The sequence below is a fragment of the Agrobacterium sp. 16-2014-1-2a genome (genome assembly GCF_053522705.1).
In genome coordinates, this window is the sequence record NZ_JBNWBX010000004.1 from 1 (window position 1) to 22406 (window position 22406).

Annotated in this window: 22 protein-coding genes; 11 read left to right on the forward strand and 11 right to left on the reverse strand. The window is 59.3% G+C overall.

Annotation, left to right across the window (positions count from 1 at the left end):
* The 5 genes from ACQZ45_RS14215 to ACQZ45_RS14235 form a co-directional block, all read left to right on the forward strand.
* Positions 1-418, forward strand: a 418-nt coding sequence (locus ACQZ45_RS14215) for a carbohydrate ABC transporter permease (protein ID WP_448742302.1), incomplete at its 5' end; no start/stop codon positions are given.
* Between the two features lie 12 nt (positions 419-430).
* Positions 431-1429 (forward strand): ABC transporter ATP-binding protein, encoded by a 999-nt coding sequence (locus tag ACQZ45_RS14220; RefSeq protein WP_013761442.1) that lies wholly within the window; start codon positions 431-433, stop codon positions 1427-1429.
* Between the two features lie 91 nt (positions 1430-1520).
* Entirely contained in the window at positions 1521-3005 is a 1485-nt protein-coding gene (locus ACQZ45_RS14225) for a mannitol dehydrogenase family protein (protein ID WP_112191688.1), read from the forward strand.
* 6 nt (positions 3006-3011) lie between these two features.
* Positions 3012-3731, forward strand: coding sequence for an HAD family hydrolase (locus ACQZ45_RS14230; RefSeq protein ID WP_003516170.1), 720 nt, complete (start codon positions 3012-3014; stop codon positions 3729-3731).
* Positions 3732-3791: 60 nt separating this feature from the next.
* Complete coding sequence (locus tag ACQZ45_RS14235) at positions 3792-5366, forward strand: FGGY-family carbohydrate kinase (protein ID WP_448742303.1); 1575 nt, start codon at positions 3792-3794, stop codon at positions 5364-5366.
* A 65-nt stretch (positions 5367-5431) separates the two neighbouring features.
* Here ACQZ45_RS14235 and ACQZ45_RS14240 read toward each other — a convergent pair whose 3' ends face one another.
* Positions 5432-6265 (reverse strand): MurR/RpiR family transcriptional regulator, encoded by an 834-nt coding sequence (locus ACQZ45_RS14240; protein ID WP_025595058.1) that lies wholly within the window; start codon positions 6263-6265, stop codon positions 5432-5434.
* Positions 6266-6560: 295 nt separating this feature from the next.
* Here ACQZ45_RS14240 and ACQZ45_RS14245 point away from each other — a divergent pair, with 295 nt between their 5' ends.
* Positions 6561-7298: a sulfate transporter family protein gene (locus ACQZ45_RS14245; RefSeq protein WP_333704641.1), complete on the forward strand. Its 738-nt coding sequence runs from the start codon at positions 6561-6563 to the stop codon at positions 7296-7298.
* Here ACQZ45_RS14245 and nth read toward each other — a convergent pair.
* Positions 7260-8042, reverse strand: a complete 783-nt coding sequence (nth, locus tag ACQZ45_RS14250; RefSeq protein WP_003516179.1) for an endonuclease III — start codon at positions 8040-8042, stop codon at positions 7260-7262. The genes ACQZ45_RS14245 and nth overlap by 39 nt on opposite strands.
* A gap of 37 nt (positions 8043-8079) precedes the next feature.
* Here nth and ACQZ45_RS14255 point away from each other — a divergent pair, with 37 nt between their 5' ends.
* Positions 8080-8559, forward strand: coding sequence for a DUF2244 domain-containing protein (locus tag ACQZ45_RS14255; RefSeq protein ID WP_003516181.1), 480 nt, complete (start codon positions 8080-8082; stop codon positions 8557-8559).
* A 131-nt stretch (positions 8560-8690) separates the two neighbouring features.
* On the forward strand, positions 8691-9563 hold the full coding sequence (locus tag ACQZ45_RS14260) for a bifunctional helix-turn-helix domain-containing protein/methylated-DNA--[protein]-cysteine S-methyltransferase (protein ID WP_333704643.1): 873 nt from the start codon (positions 8691-8693) through the stop codon (positions 9561-9563).
* 66 nt (positions 9564-9629) lie between these two features.
* Here the strand turns inward: ACQZ45_RS14260 and ACQZ45_RS14265 are convergent, their stop codons facing one another.
* Positions 9630-10616 carry a sugar-binding transcriptional regulator gene (locus ACQZ45_RS14265; RefSeq protein ID WP_003516185.1) on the reverse strand — a complete coding sequence of 329 codons (987 nt, stop codon included), beginning with the start codon at positions 10614-10616 and terminating at the stop codon, positions 9630-9632.
* 206 nt (positions 10617-10822) lie between these two features.
* Between ACQZ45_RS14265 and tal the strand changes: the two genes are divergently transcribed.
* Positions 10823-11788 carry a transaldolase gene (gene tal / locus ACQZ45_RS14270; protein ID WP_013762313.1) on the forward strand — a complete coding sequence of 322 codons (966 nt, stop codon included), beginning with the start codon at positions 10823-10825 and terminating at the stop codon, positions 11786-11788.
* Between the two features lie 105 nt (positions 11789-11893).
* Here tal and ACQZ45_RS14275 read toward each other — a convergent pair whose 3' ends face one another.
* The gene (locus ACQZ45_RS14275) at positions 11894-12667 is read right to left on the reverse strand and encodes an IclR family transcriptional regulator (protein WP_111799903.1); all 774 of its coding nucleotides are present in this window, start codon (positions 12665-12667) and stop codon (positions 11894-11896) included.
* A gap of 216 nt (positions 12668-12883) precedes the next feature.
* Between ACQZ45_RS14275 and ACQZ45_RS14280 the strand changes: the two genes are divergently transcribed.
* Complete coding sequence (locus ACQZ45_RS14280) at positions 12884-13615, forward strand: SDR family oxidoreductase (protein WP_013762314.1); 732 nt, start codon at positions 12884-12886, stop codon at positions 13613-13615.
* Positions 13616-13673: 58 nt separating this feature from the next.
* Here ACQZ45_RS14280 and ACQZ45_RS14285 read toward each other — a convergent pair whose 3' ends face one another.
* The 5 genes from ACQZ45_RS14285 to ACQZ45_RS14305 all read right to left on the reverse strand — a co-directional run bounded on the left by ACQZ45_RS14285 (position 13674) and on the right by ACQZ45_RS14305 (position 17444).
* A complete protein-coding gene (locus ACQZ45_RS14285) occupies positions 13674-13847 on the reverse strand; it encodes a DUF1328 domain-containing protein (RefSeq protein ID WP_003516193.1) in 174 nt (57 codons plus the stop codon).
* A 109-nt stretch (positions 13848-13956) separates the two neighbouring features.
* On the reverse strand, positions 13957-14811 hold the full coding sequence (locus tag ACQZ45_RS14290; RefSeq protein ID WP_065688481.1) for a metal ABC transporter permease: 855 nt from the start codon (positions 14809-14811) through the stop codon (positions 13957-13959).
* Positions 14808-15668 (reverse strand): metal ABC transporter permease, encoded by an 861-nt coding sequence (locus ACQZ45_RS14295; RefSeq protein WP_003516197.1) that lies wholly within the window; start codon positions 15666-15668, stop codon positions 14808-14810. The genes ACQZ45_RS14290 and ACQZ45_RS14295 overlap by 4 nt, the downstream gene beginning before the upstream one ends.
* Positions 15649-16557 (reverse strand): manganese/iron ABC transporter ATP-binding protein, encoded by a 909-nt coding sequence (locus ACQZ45_RS14300; RefSeq protein ID WP_162694205.1) that lies wholly within the window; start codon positions 16555-16557, stop codon positions 15649-15651. The genes ACQZ45_RS14295 and ACQZ45_RS14300 overlap by 20 nt, the downstream gene beginning before the upstream one ends.
* The gene (locus ACQZ45_RS14305; RefSeq protein ID WP_013762318.1) at positions 16554-17444 is read right to left on the reverse strand and encodes a metal ABC transporter substrate-binding protein; all 891 of its coding nucleotides are present in this window, start codon (positions 17442-17444) and stop codon (positions 16554-16556) included. The genes ACQZ45_RS14300 and ACQZ45_RS14305 overlap by 4 nt, the downstream gene beginning before the upstream one ends.
* Before the next feature lie 314 nt (positions 17445-17758).
* On the opposite strand from ACQZ45_RS14305, the gene ACQZ45_RS14310 reads away from it, so the two are divergent.
* A complete protein-coding gene (locus tag ACQZ45_RS14310; RefSeq protein WP_448742369.1) occupies positions 17759-18637 on the forward strand; it encodes a hypothetical protein in 879 nt (292 codons plus the stop codon).
* A 29-nt stretch (positions 18638-18666) separates the two neighbouring features.
* Here the strand turns inward: ACQZ45_RS14310 and ACQZ45_RS14315 are convergent, their stop codons facing one another.
* Both ACQZ45_RS14315 and lysS read right to left on the reverse strand, forming a co-directional pair.
* A complete protein-coding gene (locus ACQZ45_RS14315; protein ID WP_414896265.1) occupies positions 18667-20367 on the reverse strand; it encodes a patatin-like phospholipase family protein in 1701 nt (566 codons plus the stop codon).
* Between the two features lie 494 nt (positions 20368-20861).
* Entirely contained in the window at positions 20862-22361 is a 1500-nt protein-coding gene (gene lysS / locus ACQZ45_RS14320; protein WP_013762320.1) for a lysine--tRNA ligase, read from the reverse strand.
* Positions 22362-22406: the final 45 nt, after the last annotated feature.

Genomic DNA, 22406 nt, shown 5'->3' on the forward strand with positions numbered 1-22406 from the left:
TACCCGCATTGGGCTGACCGTCATGCTCACCTTCATCAACCTGCCGATCGTGGTGTGGATGCTTTATACCTACTTCCGCGAAATCCCCGGCGAGATCCTCGAGGCAGCGCGCATGGATGGTGCCTCGCTCTGGAACGAGATCGTGCATGTACTGACCCCAATGGCGGTTCCGGGCATTGCCTCGACGCTGCTCCTGAACGTCATTCTTGCCTGGAACGAATCCTTCTGGACCATCCGGCTGACGACCACCAATGCGGCACCGCTGACGGCCTTCATCGCCTCCTTCTCCTCACCGCAGGGGCTGTTCTGGGCCAAGCTCTCGGCCGCCTCGATGATGGCGATCGCCCCCATTCTCGTCATCGGCTGGTTCTCGCAGAAACAACTCGTGCGTGGCCTCACCTTTGGCGCCGTGAAATAAGGAACGACAATAATGGGCAGCATTTCCCTTCAGAACGTGTCCAAGCTCTTCGGCGAGGCAAAAGTCATCCCGTCGATCGATCTCGACATCCATGACGGCGAGTTCGTCGTCTTCGTCGGCCCGTCCGGCTGCGGCAAGTCAACGCTGCTACGCCTGATTGCCGGGCTGGAAGACGTCTCCGGCGGCAGAATAGTCATCGACGGCAACGACGCCACCGAAAAGGCCCCGGCCGAGCGCGGCCTTGCCATGGTGTTCCAGTCCTATGCGCTCTATCCGCATATGAGCGTGCGCAACAACATCGCCTTCCCGCTGAAGATGGCCAAGCTTGACAAGGCCGTCATCGACAAGAAGGTCGACGATGCCGCCCGCATCCTCAACCTCACCGATTATCTCGAACGCCGGCCCTCGCAACTGTCCGGCGGCCAGCGCCAGCGCGTGGCCATCGGCCGCGCCATCGTGCGCGAACCGAAGGCGTTCCTGTTTGACGAGCCGCTCTCCAACCTCGATGCGGCGCTGCGCGGTACCATGCGGCTGGAAATCTCCGAGCTGCACAACACGCTGAAGACGACGATGATCTACGTCACCCACGACCAGGTGGAGGCCATGACCATGGCCGACAAGATCGTGGTCCTCAACCGCGGCAATATCGAGCAGGTCGGCTCGCCGATGGAGCTTTACCGCTCGCCCGCCAACCTCTTCGTCGCTGGCTTCATCGGCTCGCCGCGCATGAACCTGGTGACCGGCGATTACGCCCGGCAAAAGGGTGCGACCACCGCCGGCGTGCGGCCCGAGCACCTGACGCTGTCGAAAGAAACCGGCCTGTGGCAGGGCAAGGTCACGGTTGCCGAGCATCTCGGCTCCGACACCTTCCTCCACCTCGACGTCCCCGGCATCGGCCCCATCACCGCCAGAACCGACGGCGAGTTCGAATGCAAACACGGCGATACCGTCTTCATCACACCAGATGATGCCAAAATCCACAGGTTCGATGACAAGGGCATCGCGATATGACGTGAAGACCGGAAGGCAAATCCGCGCTGCGTGCCGGGTATCTGTCATCCGGTCCTGGCACAAACAACGTTTCCCCTTCGAGGATCGTGACATGACATGCAAACTCTCCCTCGCCACGCTTGATGAAGCCAAAAAAACCGCGGCGATTCCGTCCTATTCCCGGGCCGATCTTTCCGCCGGAATCGTGCATTTCGGCGTCGGCAATTTCCATCGCGCCCATCAGGCGGTCTATCTGGACGACCTGTTCAACACCGGCGCGGACCACGACTTCGCCATCATTGGTGCGGGTGTACTGCCATCGGACGCGGTAATGCGCGAAAAACTTGCCGCGCAGGATTTCCTGACCACGGTGGTGGAGCAGGACAATAATCGCACCGGTGCGCGCGTCACCGGGCCAATGATCGACATTCTGAAGGTTGGCGATACCCAAGGCATTATCGACACGCTCGCAGATCCGAAAATCCGAGTTGTTTCGATGACGATTACCGAAGGCGGTTATTTCATCGATGCTTCCGGCTCCTTCAATCCCCAGCATCCCGCGATTGCCGAGGATGGCAGGAACCCGTCTTCCCCGAAAACCGTGTTCGGCCTTATCGTTGCCGGGCTGAAGGCGCGGCGCGACAAGGGGCTTCCACCCTTCACCGTCATGTCCTGCGACAACATTCCCCATAATGGCAAGGTCACCAAAAACGCGGTGGTCGGTCTCGCCGCCTTGTTCGATCCGGCCTTCGCCAACTGGATCGGCGACAACGTCGCTTTCCCCAATTCGATGGTCGACCGCATCACCCCCGCCACGGGAGAGCGCGAACGCAATATCGCCCGTGACGATTTCGGCATCGAGGACAATTGGCCGGTCTTCTGCGAAGAGTTCAAGCAATGGGTGATGGAGGATAATTTCCCGGCGGGCCGACCGGCGCTCGAAAAGGCAGGCGTTCAGTTCGTCAAGGATGTTGCGCCTTACGAGCATATGAAGATCCGCATCCTCAATGGCGGCCATGCGGCGATCGCCTATCCGGCAGCGCTGCTCGACATCCATTTCGTGCATGAGGCGATGGAGCATCCACTGATCCGGGCGTTTCTGGCAAAGCTCGAAAAGGAAGAGATCATCCCGGTCATTCCGCCAGTACCCGATACCGATCTTGGCGAATATTTCGGCCTGATCGAACGGCGTTTCCTCAACCCGAAAATCGGCGATACCATTCCGCGCCTCGCGCAGGATGGCTCCAACCGCCAGCCGAAATTCATCCTGCCCTCCACCGCCGACCGTCTGGCGCGCGGTGAAGATATCGTCGGTCTGTCACTGGTTTCAGCACTGTGGTGCCGTTATTTCTACGGCACCTCCGACAGCGGCAGGCAAATCACCTTCAACGACGCCAGCGCCGAGCGGCTACAGGCGGCAGCCACAAAGGCCAAGGACGACCCGATGGCCTTCCTTTCGCTTGACGATATCTTCGGGGAGGTTGCCGAATCGGAGCTTTTCCGTAAACGCTTCTCTCATGCATTGACGACACTGTGGCACGAAGGCACGGCGAAGACCTTGCAGCTTTATCTGGATGACAAGCTGGCTGAAAAGTGACGTGAGATGCGAGACGGGACCGGACCTCTTCTGATTTTCGACTGCGACGGCGTTCTGGTCGACAGCGAGCCGGTCTCCATCTCGGTTCTTCTCGACATGCTTTCCCATCTTGGCGTGGAGATGGGGGAGGAAGAGGCCTACAACCGCTTTCTCGGTCGCAGCGTTGCCAGCATGACGACGACTTTGTTTGAGGAATACGGTATCGAGACCGACATCGATTTTCTCGAGCATATGCGCGCGACGCTGTTTGAGCGTTTCCGCACCGAGTTGCGTCCCATCGACGGCATTGCCGAAACGCTGGACAGGCTGGTGGCCTTCAAACGCTGCGTTGCCTCCTCAAGTCAACCGGAACGCATCCGTTACTCGCTGGGGCTGACCGGCCTCATCGATAAATTTGAGCCGCATGTTTTCAGCGCCACCATGGTGAAGAACGGCAAGCCGGCACCCGACCTTTTCCTGCATGCGGCGAGGCAGATGGGCACTGATCCGCGTCAGTGCATCGTGATCGAGGACAGCCCGGCGGGCATTGCGGCGGCGAAGGCAGCCGGCATGGCGGTTTTTGCCTTCACCGGCGGCTCGCATGCGCGGTTTCCGGCATTTCGCGAAAAGATCGCGGAGCTCGGGGCCAATGCCACGTTTGACGCCATGGAAGATTTGGTTCAACTTGTCGGCGATTATATGGGGAAGGGCGGTTTTGACAGCCAGGTGGAACGTGACGCAGGCTGAAGGAAACCGTGCCTGCCACCGCCCGGAGGTCGTTACGCAAGGGATGGAACTGAAGTCTTGATGCGTCAAAATCTCGTCGCTGTCGATGTCGGAACGGCGAGCGCCCGCGCCGGGATTTTCGACCCGACCGGCAGGCTTCTCGCCCGCTCAACCCATCCCATCCTGATGCAAAGGCCGCAGGAAAACCACGCCGAACACGATTCCACCGATATATGGAACGCCGTCTGCCTTGCGGTGAGAGCAGCGATTGCCGATGCGGGTGTGTTACCGGACAGCATAGCCGCCATTGGTTTTGATGCCACTTGCTCGCTCGTTATCCGTGATGAGCGTGGGGAACCGGTTTCTGTCTCCGTCACGGGCAAAGACCGGTTCGACACCATCGTCTGGCTGGACCATCGGGCAATCGGCGAGGCCGACCGGCTGACGGCATCCGGCCACCGCGTGCTGGATTTCGCCGGCAAAAGCGTGTCACCGGAAATGCAGATGCCGAAGCTGATGTGGCTGAAGGCGAATTTGCCGGCAAGCTGGGCGCGCATGTCTTTCGCCTTCGATCTGGCGGATTTTCTGACATGGAAGGCAACCGGTTCCACCAAGCGTTCAAATTGCACGCAGACGGCGAAGTGGAATTTTCTGGCGCAGGAAAATCCCGGCTGGCAGGCGGATTATCTCAATCTTGCCGGGCTTGGCGATCTGAAACAGCGGGCAGGCCTGCCCGAAACGACCGTGATGCCGGGCACAGCCATCGGCCCGCTTTCGCCCGAGGCTGCCGCCGAACTAGGCCTTGACACCGGCTGTCAGGTGGCGGCGGGCATGATCGATGCTTACGCTGGCACCCTGGGTGCGCTTGGCGGATGCCTTTCTGATGATGTGGGTAAACATGTGGCGCTGATCGCCGGCACCTCCAGCTGCCTTGTCGCCATGTCCGAGCGGCAGATGCCAGGCCACAGCCTGTGGGGTCCCTATTGGCAGGCGGTGCTGCCCGGCCACTGGCTGGTGGAGGGCGGGCAATCTGCCACCGGCGCGCTGCTCGATCATATCGTGCGCATGCACGCGGCGGGCGGAGAGCCGGATACGGCGCTGCACGCCCGCATCGTTGCGCGGGTTACCGAATTGCGCGCGCTCGAGGGCGCGGCCTTTGCCGAACGGCTGCATGTACTGCCGGATTTCCACGGCAACCGCTCACCGCTCGCCGATCCGCATGCGGTGGGCGTCATCAGCGGGCTGACGCTCGATACATCCTTCGACAGTCTCTGCCGGCTCTACTGGCGCACTGCCGTGGCGATTGCGCTTGGCGCGCGCCATGTGCTCGATGCGATGGAGCGTTTCGGTTATGCCGTCGAAAGCCTGCACGTTACCGGCGGCCATGTGAAGAACCCGCTGTTGATGGAGCTTTACGCTGATGTGACCGGCAAGCGCATCGTCGTGCCTGCCACAGCCGACGCCGTTCTTCTCGGCACGGCAATGACGGCGGCAGCCGCCGGCGGTGTGCATGCGGGCCTTGCAGCGGCGGGTGCCGCCATGTATCCGGGCAATATGGAAATCCCAGGCAATCCGGCGCTCACACCGCTTTACGAGCGGGATTATCGCCGTTTTCTCGCCATGCACCGCCATCGCCAGGAGCTGGAAAGCCTCTGATCTTTGCCTACAACGGCAGGTAAGGTCGTGGCGGACGGGCGCGATCCGTTTCCTCCCGCCGAGGGTCAGATGCCAAGCGAGCGTTTCAGGCCGGTTAGGTTTTTCATGCGTGCCGTGCGCTGCTCGTCGGCTCCGGCAATCAGGCTGCAGAGGGTGAATTCCATCAGCGCAACGAGCTGCAGCAGGCCTTGTCCGCCGGTCTGGGTGTGCGGCATGGCAAGACAGATATCGGCGCTTTCCGGTCCCCATTCATAGAACCGGGTGGTGATCAACAGGGTTCTGTAGCCGCTCTTTCGCGCCGTCGCAGAAAGGCTCTGCAAGGGCGTGATGCTGCCGCCGCAATCCATGAGGATGAGAAGCGCTTCTGCGGGATCGAAGTCCCAAAGGGCGATATAGGCGGCGCTGTCGCTGCCGAGGAAGTGCACGCGTCTGCGATACTCCAGCAACCGCCCGTGAAAGTGCCTTCCGGTGCCAAGGCCTTCCGGTGACGTTGCCAGAAAAACATCTGCCGCCGAAGCGATCTCGCTCATGGCGACGCGCCATATCGGCTGGTCCGTCATTTCGAAAGCAGCCTGAATGGCCTGGATCTGTTGGGAAAGGAGTTGCGAAAACGGATTGGACTTCTGATCGCCGCTTTCAACAATAGCGGGCTGGTCCACGCCCGCGGTCTCTTCGGCGTGGCGCAGATCGATGCGAATATCGCTGAATTGCCGGTATCCGAGCGAGCGCAGAAAACGTCCAACCGTCATCGGACTGAGACTGAGCTTGGCAGCCAGCGTCTGCGCCGTCTCAAACGGCAATTCGTCCAGATGCTCGATCAGATATTTGGCGATCTTGCGCTCTGAAGGCGTACCGGCCTTCATGGCACGGGTCAGATTCAACAGTAGCTGTTCCACCAACGCCTCATTCTTTTATATTTATGAACGATGATGCATCCGCGCGCCCGGGCGAGCGTGCGAACCGCGACTTGTCGGTGGGGGCGAGCTTTTCCGGCCTTGTCCTCCACCGGACCGGAATGCGAATTCTAATAGATAGATTATTATATTTTAGAGACGTCTTTTATTCAAGGGAAATTCCATCAGCGGTTTAATTCCCAACAGCGACGTCTTCATTCCTGTCTTGCGGAGCGGATGGGCGGCGCCTATCTCTCCTGAACGCCAGTTTAAAACGCGAGAGGCGTCACAGGAGTTCCGAATGATTTTTAATGCGGCGAGGCTTGCCTTCAGCAATCTTTTTGCCACCGAGACCCGGTCGGTGTTCTGGAAGGTTCTGGGGCTGACGCTTCTGGTGCTGGCAGCGCTGTGGTTCGCCATCCGCTCTGTCTTCATCTATTTCGCCTTGCCGTGGGTGGATACGCTGATCCCCAGCGTGCCTGACTGGGCGGGATGGCTGACTTTCGTTTTCGCCATTTTCGCCGGAATCGGGCTGGCTTTGGCGTTGGCCTTGCTGATCTCGCCGGTCACTGCCGTTATTGCCGGATTGTTTCTCGACGATGTCGCCGAAGTCGTGGAGAAAAAGACCTATCCCGATGATCCGCCGGGCAAGGCGATGCCCATCGGTGAGGCCGTGGTGTCATCGATCAAGTTCTTTGGCGTCGTCATTGCCGGCAACCTGATTGCGCTTTTGTTGCTGCTGGTGCCGGGCGTCAACCTCATCGCCTTTTTTCTGGTGAACGGTTATCTGCTGGGCCGGGAGTTCTTCGAATTTGCGGCCATGCGTTTCCGTTCCCCCGCTGACGCGCGGCTGTTCCGGCTGAAACACCGCACAACCGTGTTCATGGCCGGGCTGGTGATTGCAGCGTTCCTTGCAATCCCCTTCCTCAACCTTCTGACGCCGCTTTTTGCGGCTTCGATGATGGTGCATCTGCACAAGGCCGCCAGCCGGCGCGATCCGTCATTCGCCGCTGGCCGCACCGAACAATTGCGCGGGTAGTTCCACCAGCGGAGCTGGAATATCGAAGGTCTTTTCCGGTGATTTGCAGATATCGGCAATCACGCAGCGCTCGCATTCCGGTTTGCGCGCCTTGCAGCAATAACGCCCGTGCAGGATCAGCCAGTGATGGGCATGGAACAGATATTCTTCGGGAATGATGCGGACGAGCCGGTCTTCCACTTCATCCGGGGTTTTCCCCGGCGCGAGACAGAGCCGGTTGGCAATACGAAAAACATGGGTGTCCACGGCGAGTGTAGGCACGCCGAAGGCCATCGACATCACCACATTGGCCGTCTTGCGGCCGACGCCGGGCAGGGTCACCAGCTCCTCGCGCGTCCTCGGCACCTCACCGCCGAAATTGTCGATCAGCATCTGTGACAAAGCGATAACGTTCTTGGCCTTGTTGCGGTAAAGCCCGATGGTCTTGATATGGCCGATCAGCTCCTCCTCGCCAAGTGCCAGCATTTTTTCCGGCGTATCGGCCACCTTGAACAGCGCCCGCGTCGCCCGGTTTACGCCCACATCGGTCGCCTGCGCCGAAAGCGCCACGGCCACCAGCAGGGTAAAGGGGTTGGTATGTTCCAACTCGCCTTTCGGCTCCGGCCGCTGAATGGAGAAACGGCGGAAGATCTCGTTCAACTCGTCCTTCGAATAGATCGTCTTCACACGCGCCGGTCTGCGGGCGGATGTCGCATTTGACTTTTTCAATGTTTGGGTGCTGGATCGTTTTTTGGCGACTGTCATGACCTATCTATAGCCAGCCCGCCCTGAGGAAATCAACGTGGATACGCTCAACGATCAGCCGATTTTTGCGGCGGAACTCGTTCCGCACCGTTCGCTCGGAAGAAGGGGTTTCCGGCTGCTTCTCGCCTTGTCCGGGCTTGCCTGCCTCCTCCATGGCGGCTTTTTCCTCACCACTGGCGCATGGCCCGTCGGCCTGTTCCTCGGGCTGGATTTTCTGCTGCTTTATGTCGCCTTTCGCGCCAATTACCGGGCAGCGAAGGCCCGGGAAGAGGTGAGCGTCTCGCGCACCAGCCTGTCTATCCGCAAATTCTCCCCGACTGGCCGCGTTGTCGAGCATCGTTTCAACCCCTTCTGGGCCCGCTTCAGGGTTCAGCGGCACGAGGAAATCGGCATCGTCTCCATGCATGTAACGGGTGAAGGCAAGGCAACGGATATCGGCTCGTTTCTCAATCCGGATGACCGGGAAAGCTTCGCCAAGGCTTTCGGCGGTGCGTTGGCGACGGTGCGGCGGATGTGAGCGGATAATTCCGCTTAAAACCCGTCAATCGGCTCGAGGCCGGTATCTCGGCAGAAACTGAGTACGGCGCAAGAAACGGGTGGAGACCGACGCGCTTTGATGGTTTTCTGTGAGGCGTTAGGAGACATGCGATGAACGCCAATATCATGCTGAATGAAGACATCACCCCCATCGGTTCGGATTACGATACGGTGCGCGGGGTTATCGAGCTTTTGACGCTGGATTATCGCGACCAGCCCTCCCTTGAAGCCATTGCCGCAAGGCTCGGCCAGTCGCCGACGCAATTGCAGAAGACCTTCACCCGCTGGGCCGGTCTTTCCCCCAAGGCGTTTTTGCAGGCCGTAACGCTCGATCATGCCAAAAGGTTGTTGCGCGAAGAGGATCTGCCGCTGCTGGAAGCCTCGATCGAGGTCGGCATGTCTGGGCCCGGCCGCCTGCACGATCTGTTCGTCACCCACGAGGCCATGTCTCCAGGCGAATGGAAGGCTAAGGGCGGTGGATTGACGATCCGGTACGGTTTCCATGTTTCACCCTTCGGTCTTGCATTGGTCATGGTGACCGATCGCGGCCTTGCCGGCTGCGCTTTCGCCGATCCCGGCGAGGAAAGAGCCTGTTTCGAGGACATGGCAGGTCGCTGGCCGAATGCGGATTATGTCGAGGATCGTGAAGCCACCGCGCCCTATGCCGCACGTATTTTCGAACCGACGCTGTGGTCGGCGGACCGGCCATTGCGGGTCGTGCTGCTCGGCACGGATTTTCAGGTGCGGGTATGGGAAAGCCTTCTGAAAATTCCCATGGGCCGCGCCGTTACCTATTCGCACATCGCCTGCGATATCGGCCAGCCAACTGCCTCTCGTGCGGTCGGTGCAGCTGTTGGCGCGAACCCGGTCTCCTTCGTCGTTCCTTGCCATCGCGCTGTGGGAAAAAGCGGGGCGCTCACGGGTTATCACTGGGGCCTTACCCGCAAACGGGCGATGTTGGGATGGGAAACGGGGAAGGTGTGAGGCAGCTCTCCCTCATCCCTGTGACAAGCGCATGAATGAGGAACAGCCTGGGTCGCCTGTCGAGGCCTAAACCAGTTCCATCAATGCTCTTGCCGCCGCCTCGTCTGTAATCAGCGTATTGCACCCGATGCGCTTGATGGTGGCGCGGATGGCGATGGCGCGGTGGGCGCCGCCGGAGGCGAGCACGATGTGTTTGGCCTTGCGCAGCGTGTCTAGATCGATCGCCATGGCGCGCTCGTTGATCGGGTGATCGACGGAGCGGCCTTCCGCGTCGATGAAGTTGAACATGGTGTCGCAGACGCAGCCGGCATCGATGAGTTCCTGAAGCGTTTCCTTCGAAATGAAACCTTCCGAAAGCGAAGTGGAATGCGGGCCGATATCGCCGCAGGATACGATGGCGAGGTCGAGCGTTTCGGCCAGATCATAAAGCGTGGCAAGTCCGCATTTCTCAATCAGCGCCCGTTTGGTCTCGACGGAGTCCACCAGCAGCGGTGCAAGGAACATGTAACATTCCGCCCCAAGCGCGCTTGCCAGCCGCCAGGTGTAATCAAGCGGGTTTGTCTGGTGCACGGCGACGATACCGCCGAGCAGCGAGACGACCTTGCAGTTTTCCCGGCGCGGCGGGCGAAAGCTGGATAGCGAGGCGGTCATGGTGCGGCCCCAGCCGACGCCGATGGTGGCGTCGTTCGGCACCGCTTCGGAAAGGAATTGCCCGAGCGCCAGGCCAACGGCCTTGGCCGTGCCTTCGGCATTCGCCTTGCCGGGGGATGGGCCGGGGGAGGGAATGATCACCGCCTCATCCAGCCCATAAGCTGCCTCCAGCCTGCCGGCCAGTTCGACGAAATCCTCGATGCCCTCGTTGATCCAGATCTGCACTTCGGAGCGTTTCATCGCCTCGTCCAGTAGGCGTATGACGGTGGAGCGGCTGATGCCGAGCTTCTCGGCGACATCTTTCTGCGTCAAACCCTGATTATAGTAGAGCCATGCGGCACGCAGCCTCAGCGAAGCCGCTTCCGAATAGGCCGTATGGGTTTCTCTTCTCAGTTTCGCCACGGTTTTTGTCACTCTCTTTATGGAGCGGAGTATCGCAGGCATGAAACTTATGTCAATTGCGATGCGCAAATGTCTTGACTTTCGACCTTGCCGCTTGCGATAGTCGGAGCCGGACAAAACCGTGATTTCGGCCTTGGGCGCACCATGGTGCGGGAACGAAAAGACGGCTGTGCAAGTTTACAAGAGATCATGAAGGATCATTCGCCATGACGTCCAAACTCGAACAACTTCGCGCTATCACCACGGTGGTTGCCGATACCGGCGACATCGAGGCGGTTGCGCGCCTGAAGCCGGTGGATTGCACCACCAACCCCACCATCGTTCTGAAGGCGCTCGGCACCCCCGCTTTTGCGGATGCGGTGAAGGAAGCCGTTGCCTGGGGCAAGAAACAGGGCGGCCAGTCTGATGCTGTCGTTGCGGCCGTTGCCGACCGTCTTGCCATTTCCGTTGGTGCGGCCCTTGCAGGTCTGGTTCCCGGCCGCGTATCGACGGAAGTCGATGCCGACCTGTCCTTCGACACACAGGCCTCCATCACCAAGGCACGCCACATCATCGCCTCCTACAAGGAGCGCGGTATCGAGCGTGAACGCATCCTCATCAAGCTGGCTTCCACATGGGAAGGCATCAAGGCTGCGGAAGTCCTGCAGTCCGAGGGCATCGATTGCAACCTGACTCTGCTGTTCTCGCAGGCACAGGCCATCGCTTGCGCGGAAGCGAAAGCTTTCCTCATCTCGCCCTTCGTCGGCCGCATCCTCGACTGGTACAAGAAGTCGACCGGCGAGACCTACACTGCCGAGACCGATCCGGGCGTCGTTTCGGTGCGCAGCATCTACAATTATTACAAGGCCAATGGCATCGGCACCGTCGTCATGGGCGCATCGTTCCGTAATGTCGGCGAGATCGAAGCGCTTGCCGGTTGCGACCGCCTGACGATCAGCCCGGCGCTGCTGGAAGAGCTGGACAAGGACACCGGCACGCTGGAGCGCAAGCTTTCGCCCGACAATGTGAAGGCCGAGCCGCTGCAGTCGCTCGATGAAAAGGCGTTCCGCTGGGCAATGAACGAAGACGCGATGGCAACCGAGAAGCTCTCGGAAGGCATCCGTCTGTTCGCCAAGGATCTGGTAACGCTGCGCGAAATGGTCCGCAAGGAACTGACGCTGGCTGCCGCCTGATAACAAAAAGGGGAACCATCCCGATCCCCTTTGCGTTTAAGATACAGAAATCTCCAGTCACTTTAAACGCGATCGGTCCCTGCCGGTCGCGTTTTTTTGTGCTTCTCAGATGGTTCCCTGACCCGTCGCCACTTCGGAAATGCGCCTTGCCGCATCGCGGATCAGTACCTCGCAGGCCTCGCGCGTCGGGGCCTTGCCGCCAAGCGGGGTGATATAGGGGCAGGTGATGACGGCAAGTGCGGTACCATCAAGTGTAAGCACCGGGGCGGAAATATTGCGCACGCCTGCGGTCTGCATGCTGTCCATGGATTCGAAGCCATTCCTGCGAATTTCCGCCAGCCGCTCCTCAAGGTCTGAAGGCTCGGTTTCCCCGCCACCGCGCACCTGCTCTGTGATCATTATCTTGCGCTGTACCTCGTTCTGGAAGGCCAGCAGCACATGGCCGGAACCGGTCTGGAAGAGGCTCATCTGCGCGCCCACCCGCATGGACATCGCCCAATAGGTGGAGGACTCCTGTTGGGCGATGACGACAACACTGCCGCGGTCGTAAACTGCCAGATGACAGGCCTGCTCGGCGCTTGCGGAAAAATCGCGCATCACCGGGGCTGCGAAAGAAACCAGCCGGCGCACCGGCGCGTGAAAATGTGCGAGCCCGAACATTTTCAGCGTCAGCGAAAACCGGTCACCCTCCAGCCGCTGTACGTAACCACGGCGCACCAGCCGGTCCAGCATGCGGTAAAGCTCGTTCGGGGTTTTGCCTATGGCCTTGGCAATCTCGATTTGCGTCAGCCCGCCATCCGTGCGGGCGAGAAGCTCCAGAATGTCCAGACCCTTGTCGAGGGCGGGGGCGCGATATCTTTCGCTGTCGTCTTCGGTCATCTTGCCTCGGTGGCGTTTTGCAGGATTGCCTGGCGGGAAATGCACTTTTTAAATACCGTTGCCGCACGCTGCCCTTTTGCGCAAGCCTGCTTGACGTTACATGAATACCGCGTTTACATATGAATTGTCGATCCATATTTGAGATCAATGAAATTCACTGGCGAAATTCAGCGGCTCGGCCCCAGCGGGCGGGTGCGCCGTAGCGGGAGGCTATTCATGGTGCAGGATTTTAACGGGCGGACAGTGGTGATCACCGCAGCCGGCCAGGGTATCGGCCGTGCGACGGCGGAGCGATTCATATCGCTCGGCGCGCGCGTCATCGCCACTGATATCAACGAGCAGGCGCTCTCGACCCTGAAAGGTGCGGAAACGCGGGTTCTGAACGTGCTGGATGGCGATGGTGTGAAGGCTTTTGCTGCCGATATCGGCCATGCGGATGTTCTGTTCAACTGCGCCGGTTTCGTTCATTCCGGCACCATTCTCGATTGCGAGGAAAAGGACTGGGATTTCTCCTTCGATCTCAATGCCAAGGCCATGTACCGCACGTGCCGCGCCTTCCTGCCAGGCATGCTGGAAAAGGGTAAGGGCGCAATCGTCAACATGTCCTCCGTCGCATCCAGCGTGAAGGGCGTGCCGAACCGTTTCGCCTACACCGCCTCCAAGGCGGCGGTTGTCGGTCTGACCAAGGCAATTGCTGCTGATTTCGTCACCAAGGGTATTCGCTGCAACGCCATTTGCCCAGGCACAGTGGATAGCCCGTCCTTGCACGACCGCCTGCGCGCCACCGGCAATTACGAACAGGCCCTGGCCGACTTCATTGCCCGCCAGCCTATGGGCCGCATTGCCACGCCGGAAGAAATCGCCGCACTCGTCACCTATCTCGCTTCGGACGAGGCAGGTTTCACCACTGGCCAGATCCATGTGATCGACGGTGGCTGGACAGGCTGATAATTCTATACGGGAGAGAGGAGAAGGCGACCGGCCCAAAAGCCGGTCGCCTTTTTTATTACGCCACCACGCTTCCAGCGATCAGTGCAAGCACGAGGAAGACCAGGAAGATCACGACGGCGATGAAGAACAGGATACGGGCAATGCCCGACGCCGCTGCCGAAATGCCGGTAAAGCCGAATACGCCCGCGATCAACGAAATAACAAAGAAAATAAGAGCCCATTTCAGCATGGAGCTTCCCCTTTCGCTTAATTTTCATGAGTTTGCCGCTTGAGGGCAAGCTCATGAAAATGACGCGCAAAAGGGGAAAATGTTCCACGCGCCCGCAAAAATCGTTCTTTTACACCACCGTTTCATTGGCGGCGTCGATCCGGCGGGCCTTGAGGCTGGTGCGAATGAATGTCGCGACGAATGCCAGGCTCATGAACAGTACAATGGTCGGGGCTGGCGCGCTGTCGATCAGGAAGCTTAGCCATATTCCTGCAAGCGAAGAGAGAACCGCAACCGAGATGGCGACCAGGAGCATTGCGGAAAAGCGCCGCGCCAGCAGGAAGGCGATGGCGCCGGGGGTGACCAGCATTGCGACGGAGAGGATGATACCCACAGCCTTCAGCGCGCCGACCACGGCAAGCGACAAAACCATCAGCAGACCGTAATGCAGGATGCGAACGGGCAGGCCGATTGCCTTGGCATGCTGCGGATCGAAGGCATTGACCAGCAGGTCTTTGCGCAGCACCCCGAGAAACAGGGTGGCAAAAAGCGCGATCAGCCCGGTCTCCAGCATGTCTGAAGGCGCAATGCCCAGCATGTCGCCGAAGAGGATGTGATCCAGATGCATGTCGCTCTGCACCTTCACGTAAAGCACCAGCCCCAGCCCGAACATGCCGGAAAAGACGATGCCGAGCACAGTGTCTTCCTTGATGCGGCTGTTTTCCTTGATGAAACCGGTTCCGAGAGCGCAGATCATACCGGCGGTGAAGGCGCCGATGGAAAGGGGAATTCCGACAATGTAGGCAATCACCACGCCGGGCAGCACGGCGTGCGAAACCGCGTCCCCCATCAGCGACCAGCCCTTCAGCACCAGAAAACACGAGAGCATGGCCATCGGCACGGCAATCATCAGGGTGATGATGAAGGCATATTGCATGAAGGGCAGCTGAAACGGCAGGATGGCGAGTTCGAGATATTCGCTCATTGCGCTTCTCCCAGTGCCTTGCGGGCTTTGGCGCGCGAAGCGAGCAGCCCGTGTTTGGGTGCAAACACGAAAGCGGAAAGGAAGATCGCTGTTTGCAACACGACGATAACGCCGCCGGTGGCGCCGTCGAGGAAGTAGCTGAGATAAGCGCCGACGAAGCTGGTGGTCGCGCCGATCACAAGGCTCATCAGGATCAACCGCTCGAAACGGTCGGTCAGAAGATAGGCGGTCGCGCCTGGGGTCACCACCATGGCAACGACAAGGAAGGCGCCGACGGTTTGAAGGGCTGCAACCGTGGAGGCGGCAAGCAGGGTGAAGAAGATCACTTTCAGCACTTCCGGTTTCAGCCCCACTGTGCGCGCATGGTTCTCATCGAAGAACACCACCATGAAGTCGCGCCATTTCAGCGCCAGTACGATGAGGCTGATGCCGCCGATCAGGGCAAGCTGGATCGTGTCTTCGGTGGTAATTGCCAGAATATTGCCAAGCACGATGGTCTGGATATTGATCGAGGTGGGCGACAGCGACACCATGAACAGCCCCAGCCCGAAGAACGAGGTGAAGATCAGGCCGATGATTGCGTCTTCCTTGAGCCGGGTTTTCTGATTGAGGAACAGCATCGAGCCAGCCGCAAGCCCGCCGGAAAGAAAGGCGCCGAGCGAAAAGGGCAGCCCCAGCATATAAGCGCCCGCAACGCCGGGAACGATGGCGTGCGAGAGCGCGTCGCCGATCAGCGACCAGCCCTTTAGCATAAGATAAGCGGAAAGAAAGCCGCAGACGCCGCCCACAAGTGCGCTGACCCAGATGGCGTTCAGCATGTAGCCATAGGTGAAAGGCTCAAGAAGGCTGTTTATCATCGGCTTTTTCCTTCGGAGCCTGCGGATCGTGTCCGTTCTGGCCGTTCTTTCCGTAGATCACGAAAGGCCGCTCATCGTCGGTAATCACCTTCACCCGGCGCGGATCGGCATCATCATGCAGTTCGGCCCCGCCGAGAACGAAGTGGCGCAAGCTGCCGCCAAAGGCTTTTTGCAGGTTCTCTTCGTTAAAGGTGTCCGCTGTTTTGCCCGACGCGAGAACGGTGCCCTTGACGAAGACGGCGCGATCGCAGAATTCCGGTACGCTACCGAGATTATGGGTGGAAACCAGCATGACGCGGCCCTCCTCACGCAGTGCCTTCAACAGCGCGACGATCTGTTCTTCCGTCGTCACGTCGACGCCGGTGAAGGGTTCATCCAGCAGGATAACCTGACCTTCCTGCGCCAGCGCGCGGGCCAGAAACACCCGCTTCTTCTGTCCGCCGGAAAGCTCGCCGATCTGCCGCTTGCGATAATCAAGCATATTGACGCGCGTCAGCGCTCTCTCGACCATCTCGTGATCGTGTTTCGACGGAATACGGAAGAAGTTCATGTGGCCATAACGGCCCATCATCACCACATCCTCAACCAGTACGGGAAAACTCCAGTCCACCTCTTCAGCTTGCGGCACATAGGCGACGAGGTTTTTTCTGAGTGCATCCTTCACGGGTAGGTCGAAAATAGAGACGGAACCGGCGGCCAGCGGCACAAAACCCATGATTGCCTTGAAAATCGTGGACTTGCCGGCGCCGTTGACGCCGACAAGTGCAGTGATCGTACCGCGTGGAATGGAAAAGCTGGCATTTCTTAATGCGGTGTGGCCGTTGCGATAGGTCACTGTCGCATTTTGAACCGTCAGGCCGCCGCCGCTTTTTTTGCTGCCCATTCTCATGAAGACAGTCCTTTGGCGATGGTGCTGCTCGTCACGCGCAGCAGGTCGAGATAGGTCGGAACAGGGCCGTCGGCCTCGCTCAGCGAATCCACGTAGAGTATGCCGCCATAGGCCGCTCCGGTTTCCTTGGCCACCTGCCGGGCGGGATCGGCGGAAACCGTGCTTTCGCTGAAGATGACCTGAATATTATGTTCGCGCATGGCGTCGATCACGCCGCGCACCTGTTGCGGCGTACCCTGGCTGTCGGCATTGACCGGCCACAGGAACAGTTCCTTCAGCCCGAAATCCCGGGCGAGATAGGAGAACGCCCCTTCGCTCGTTACCAACCATCGCTTGTTCTCAGGAAGCGCGGAAAGCTCATCGCGGATGGGCTGCACGGTGGCACGGATCTTGTCGGAATAGGCCTTGGCATTGGCGGCGTAAATCTCGGCGTGGGCGGGATCTATTCCAGCGAGTCCCTTGCGGATATTTTCCACATAGATCAAGGCGTTATCGGGTGACATCCAGGCGTGCGGGTTGGGTTTCCCCTGATACGCCCCGCCATTGATCGCCATCGGTTCGATGCCGTCGCTGACAGTCACATCAGGCACGCCTGAAAGATTGGCCAGAAACTTCTCAAACCACAATTCCAGATTGAGGCCGTTGCGCAGCACCAGATCGGCCTTGCGGGCCTTGAGAATGTCGCGAGGCGTCGGCTGGTAGTTGTGAATTTCAGCGCCTGGCTTGGTGATGCTCTCAACCTCTGCCGCATCGCCCGCCACATTGCGCGCCATATCGGCAATGATCGTGAAGGTGGTCACCACCTTCGGTTTTTCCTGCGCGACAGCCGCAGCAGGCAGGAAAAGCGAAAAAGCAAAAAGGGCATGGCGGATTTTATGAAGATTCACGTCTGTCACCGATTTTTGTTGCGATCAACTCGCAACACCATCCGTCATGGAAACACACTTGTCAACGCTATTGCAAATCATTCGCAATTTAGCGGATTTCAAAAATGTCTGAAAATGGTGCGCTTTTGCCCGCACGGCGCCGGGGGGATTAAACTTTTTTCAATGAGAAAGCGGCACTATCGCAAGGCTCGGACAACGAGGTCCCGAGCTTATCCCGCGTGTGTTCCTCATCCTTCGAGCCACGTTCCGGGGTGAGGGCGATAGGCGGGGTACTGAATGTCAGGATTTTGCGCGTGAAGGCTGTATTCGGACGAATGCGGTTTTCGCGCAAACTCGTTATGATCGGAGGCGGGATCCTGCTTTTGGCGGGTGCGACCGGTTCTGCTGCCGTGTTTATCGGCAGCGAGCGGCTGCTCGGGTCCACCTATGCCTCCGCCAACGGGCTTTCCTGCGACGCAGTCCAGACAGTCAACATCCGCAAGAACGGTTCCCTGTGGGTCCGCAAATTCATTCGTACTGACGGCGGCAACGGCACGGACCGGTTGAAAACGGCGCTGCGTGTCGCCAGGGCAGTTTACGACAAACAGAAGCCCGATCTGGTCCAGGTTTCCGTGCTGGATAAAAACGGCCCGCAATTGCGCTCGGAAATGCGCGGCCGCGCCATCGCGGCCCAGGTGGTCTTCATTGCCGACCCGGCGAAAATTCCCGAAGGCGCCGATGCCCAGCGTTATTCCGCCTTTTATTACGATGGTGCATCAAACGGCAGCGGCCAGTTTTACGGGCTGCGCATCGATCTGCCGCTGGAAGATGCCGAAGCAATGGCCGCAAGCCTGAGCGATGCCGCCGACTGCGCAACCCCCGCTTCGGACGCCGCACCCGAAGGGCACGGCGGAAAAGCCGCAAAAGGCGCGGGCGGACACGGCGAAACCAAGGGCGAAGGCGGCGGCGGCCACGACGCTGCGCCGGCGCAAACGCATGAGGGCGGACCCGGTGCGGAAGCCCACGGCGAACCCGTAGCCGACGAAGAACTTCTGACCTCGACCCCGGAAGCCGATGGCAGCAGCATCTTCAGCATCAGCTATCTGAAATCACTGATTTTCGGAAAAGGCACTACGACCGCGCAGGCGGCGGAAGAGAAGCTGGCCGAGAGCGCGCCTGCGGAAGAGCCGGCTGCGGAGAAGACGGGGCATTAGGAGCATGCCGTTTCCCCTAAGCGTTTTGGTCAGGTGTCCGGCCCGATACGCAAGCGGCCGGCCGGATTTGGAAATTTCTTGCGCTTGTTGACAATCTCCGGCGAGAAGCTTTGCGATAGAGCGGCAAAGGCGGCAATTCGAGCAATCAGTTTTTCCCGCTCAGCCTTCGTCACGTTTTTGTAGCTGTCGACCCTGTCGATGTAACCCGTCAGCCATTCTTCGTATTTGCCCTCGCTCCACAGGCGCTGCGTCGCAAACACCGTGTCTTCCAGCCGATCATAGGCAACAAGCGTTCGTCGCCAGCGATGCTCGTCAAAATCCAGCGCGCCATTTGCGAAGAGCGATCCGACCTCAAGGCCGTAACTCATGAGCTTCGCCGATCGCTCCGGTGGCATGGTAAGGTTTAGCCCGCCTTCCTCTTTGGAGAGAAAGACACGGGCAATGCGCTCTCTCTGGCCTGGCATGGTGGCAAGGGATTGATCTTGCCAGTCCTTCGCCGAACTGAGAATGCTGCCCAGGAAACCGCTCATCTTTTCCATCTTGTGAACGGGCACGCCTATCCCTTCGCCGGCCGCCTGCGGAATCGTGACGCGCTTGCTGCTGCTGGCGATGGATTTCGGCAGTTCATCGAGGCTGAGTGCGAAAGTGGGACGCGACGGAAGCAGGGCGTCGAAAAGGTGAATGGGAAAGTTGCTGCTGATCCCGCCATCGGAGAACCAGATTTTCGCCTTCATGACGGGCCGCGCTTCACCACTGATACGCTGCACAATATCCAGCGTGCCGCGATCATTGGTATAGGCCGGAATAGCCTTGAACAGCACCGGGAAACTCAGGCTCATGCGCGTGGCGATAATGACCGGTAACTGGGTAGGCTCCGGAAATGCCTTGAGTTCGGGAAACGGGCCGCCTGGTGTTGCGACCTGCTTCAGCCAGTTCATCACGGCAGCCGGAAACAGTTGGCTCCATTCCTTCGGGTCGTAAGCCACCATGAGATTCGTGGTCGGAAGCGTGTGCGGCCGCCGCATCGACAGGTTCGTCGTAACCATCTTCAGGTTTATACTTTTTTTCGGGTCGTCGCTGGCGAGGTGGCCAAAGGTCAGCGGCGGCGCTGTCGCGGCTTCGTTACCAAAAGCGATGTCCTGGATCGACGAATGAAGCCATTCCGTCAGGCCCGGACCATCCGCATCTGAAACCGTTAGTCCCGAACAGAAACCGAACCCCTCCTGCGGTAACCGATAGAAAACCAGCCACAGGATTTGACTAAGGATTCCAATCAACAGCCCCACCAGCCCGCCGAGAATTGACCCGGCGTAGCCTCCGCCTGTGGCCCACAACAGGCTGGCGCCGATGGCTATGCCGGCTATCGAGGCCAGCGGGAAAGCCATGGGGAGCCCCAGGATCTTGCCTGGCCAACCGCCGGCCTGCGCCCACAGCAGGTAACGCATCAGCGGGCGAAAACGGCGTTCCGGCTGGAAAAGCTTGCCCAGAATATTGGGTATCGTATCGCAATGGGCCTGCAAGCGGACGAAGCCATCCGGATCGTCCCTCACGGTACGGGAATATTCAGCCGCAGCCGCAAAGGCGGCGGCAATCGCACCGGCTGACGTGCCGCCTATCGAGCGGAAGCGGTATCGGCGCGCCAGTTCCAAAACGGCATAGGGATAAACGACGCCGGAGGTGATGCCGCCCTTCATCACCACGTCGCATTCCTTTTCCGGTGTTGCGAACATATCGGGCCGGTACTTGGGAAGCTCATTCTCGGGCATGCGTATCTCCCCGACAGCCCCGTTAGCGGAAAGCCGTCAAACACAATTCGAAATGATGGGGAATGGGTATCACAAGTTGAGGCGGTATCGCCAGTATATTCTACTAAGGGTTAAGTGAATCTATGCGATCCGCAGGCCGGGGAACCAGATAACTACTTCGGTGCGTCTTCGTCTCAAGTGGAAAACCGGCAAGGGGATTAAGTGCAATCACGCCACACACTCTGACGTCATCCACGGGCTTGTCCCGAGGATCTGCAACGGACTAACCTTATTGGACGTGATTAGATCCTCGACACAGGGCCGAGGATGACGTTGAGAAATACGCACCCTTCGCTGCCACCAACTTCAATGTCATGCCCAGTGTCCCATCGTTTAAACTGGATAGAAGTTGGACAAGGTGGAGCATGGCGAAAAATCGGCCGCCGAAGCGGCCGTGGGCCGCCTCGGGTTTCGTCCGATCAGTCCGCCTTGTTGCGGCGGGCCGGGAAGAGGATGACGTCGCGGATCGATGGGGCGTTGGTCAGGAGCATGATCAGGCGATCGACACCGATGCCGAGGCCGCCGGCGGGTGGCATGCCCTGATCGATGGCGTCGAGGAATTCGTCATCCAGCTGCTTGTCCTTTTCACCGCGGGCATGGGCCTGCTCAAGCTGCTCCACCATGCGGCGGCGCTGCTCTTCGGGATCGTTGAGTTCGGAGAAGGCATTGCCCACTTCCCAGGCGTTGCAATAGCTCTCAAAACGCTCCACGAGGCGCGGTTCGCCCGGCACTTCCTTGGCGAAGGGCGAGATATCCTTCGGGAAATGCGTGACGTGGCTCGGCTGGATAAGCGTACCTTCGACCTTCTCTTCGAAGATGAAGGCAAGGCATTCGCCCCAGGTCCAGTCCTTCTCGACGGCGAAACCGGCAGCCTTGGCGGCGGCGCGGGCTTCCTCGTCAGTCTTGATCGCAAGGAAGTCGATGCCGGTCGCTTCCTTCACCGCATCAGGCATGGGCACGCGCTTGAACGGTCCCTTGAAGGAAATTGTCTGGCCCTGGAATTCCACCTCGGTCGTGCCGTGCAGGGCAATCGCCAGCGTCTCGAACAGACGCTCTACGAGACCCATGATGTCTTCGTAGTCGGCATAGGCCCAATAGCACTCCATCATGGTGAATTCAGGATTGTGCCTTGTGGAGACGCCTTCGTTGCGGAAGTTGCGGTTGATTTCAAAGACCTTGTCGGAAAGGCCTGATACCAGCGTGCGCTTCAGGAACAGTTCCGGCGCGATGCGCAGATACATGTCCATCTTCAACGTATTGTGGAAGGTCTTGAACGGATCGGCCGTCGCACCGCCATAAACTGTCTGCAGCATCGGCGTTTCCACTTCTAGGAAGCCTTCGGCCTCCATGAAGCGACGGATGCCGGACAGGATCTTGGAGCGCTGCAAAAAGCGCAGCTTGGAGTCCTCGTTCGCCAGAATATCGAGATGGCGCTTGCGGTAACGCAGCTCGATATCGGAGACACCGTGCCATTTTTCCGGCATCGGCAGAAGCGACTTGGTGAGCATGGTGATTTCTTCGGCGTTGATCGTCAGCTCGCCGCGCTTGGTGCGGCGCACCTTGCCGGTTACGCCGATGATGTCGCCGATGTCGATCATCGGCAGAAGATTGCGCGCCGTTTCCGGCGTCGTATCTTTGTGAGAGAAGATCTGCACCTTGCCCGAGGCGTCATGGATATCCATGAACATGCCGGAATTGCGCGACGAATAAACGCGGCCCGCCACCGTTACCGTGTCGCCGGTTTCCGTGTCCGGTTCGATATCGGCATATTTTTCCGCCAGCTCCGCATTGGTCAGCGTGCGATGGAAATGCGCCGGATAGACATCGCCGATCTGCTCGCGCAGCAGCGCAAGTTTCTGGCGGCGCACTTCGGTGGCGTCGGAGGAAAGGGCGGTGGTTTCGGTTGTCTTGTCGTTCATTGTTCAATCCTGTTGCGGCGTTGCCGCGGCGACAATTGCCTCCCG

Coding starts and splice junctions, on each gene's coding strand:
- ACQZ45_RS14290 (WP_065688481.1), bottom strand. CDS start 14,811: ATGAGCGAATATCTCGAACTCGCCATCCTGCCGTTTCAGCTGCCCTTC.
- ACQZ45_RS14310 (WP_448742369.1), top strand. CDS start 17,759: ATGCGGTTTTCGCGCAAACTCGTTATGATCGGAGGCGGGATCCTGCTT.
- ACQZ45_RS14235 (WP_448742303.1), top strand. CDS start 3,792: ATGCGTCAAAATCTCGTCGCTGTCGATGTCGGAACGGCGAGCGCCCGC.
- ACQZ45_RS14230 (WP_003516170.1), top strand. CDS start 3,012: ATGCGAGACGGGACCGGACCTCTTCTGATTTTCGACTGCGACGGCGTT.
- nth (WP_003516179.1), bottom strand. CDS start 8,042: ATGACAGTCGCCAAAAAACGATCCAGCACCCAAACATTGAAAAAGTCA.
- ACQZ45_RS14225 (WP_112191688.1), top strand. CDS start 1,521: ATGACATGCAAACTCTCCCTCGCCACGCTTGATGAAGCCAAAAAAACC.
- ACQZ45_RS14285 (WP_003516193.1), bottom strand. CDS start 13,847: ATGCTGAAATGGGCTCTTATTTTCTTTGTTATTTCGTTGATCGCGGGC.
- ACQZ45_RS14260 (WP_333704643.1), top strand. CDS start 8,691: ATGAACGCCAATATCATGCTGAATGAAGACATCACCCCCATCGGTTCG.
- ACQZ45_RS14295 (WP_003516197.1), bottom strand. CDS start 15,668: ATGATAAACAGCCTTCTTGAGCCTTTCACCTATGGCTACATGCTGAAC.
- ACQZ45_RS14275 (WP_111799903.1), bottom strand. CDS start 12,667: ATGACCGAAGACGACAGCGAAAGATATCGCGCCCCCGCCCTCGACAAG.
- ACQZ45_RS14315 (WP_414896265.1), bottom strand. CDS start 20,367: ATGTTCGCAACACCGGAAAAGGAATGCGACGTGGTGATGAAGGGCGGC.
- tal (WP_013762313.1), top strand. CDS start 10,823: ATGACGTCCAAACTCGAACAACTTCGCGCTATCACCACGGTGGTTGCC.
- ACQZ45_RS14300 (WP_162694205.1), bottom strand. CDS start 16,557: ATGAGAATGGGCAGCAAAAAAAGCGGCGGCGGCCTGACGGTTCAAAAT.
- ACQZ45_RS14220 (WP_013761442.1), top strand. CDS start 431: ATGGGCAGCATTTCCCTTCAGAACGTGTCCAAGCTCTTCGGCGAGGCA.
- ACQZ45_RS14280 (WP_013762314.1), top strand. CDS start 12,884: ATGGTGCAGGATTTTAACGGGCGGACAGTGGTGATCACCGCAGCCGGC.
- lysS (WP_013762320.1), bottom strand. CDS start 22,361: ATGAACGACAAGACAACCGAAACCACCGCCCTTTCCTCCGACGCCACC.
- ACQZ45_RS14245 (WP_333704641.1), top strand. CDS start 6,561: ATGATTTTTAATGCGGCGAGGCTTGCCTTCAGCAATCTTTTTGCCACC.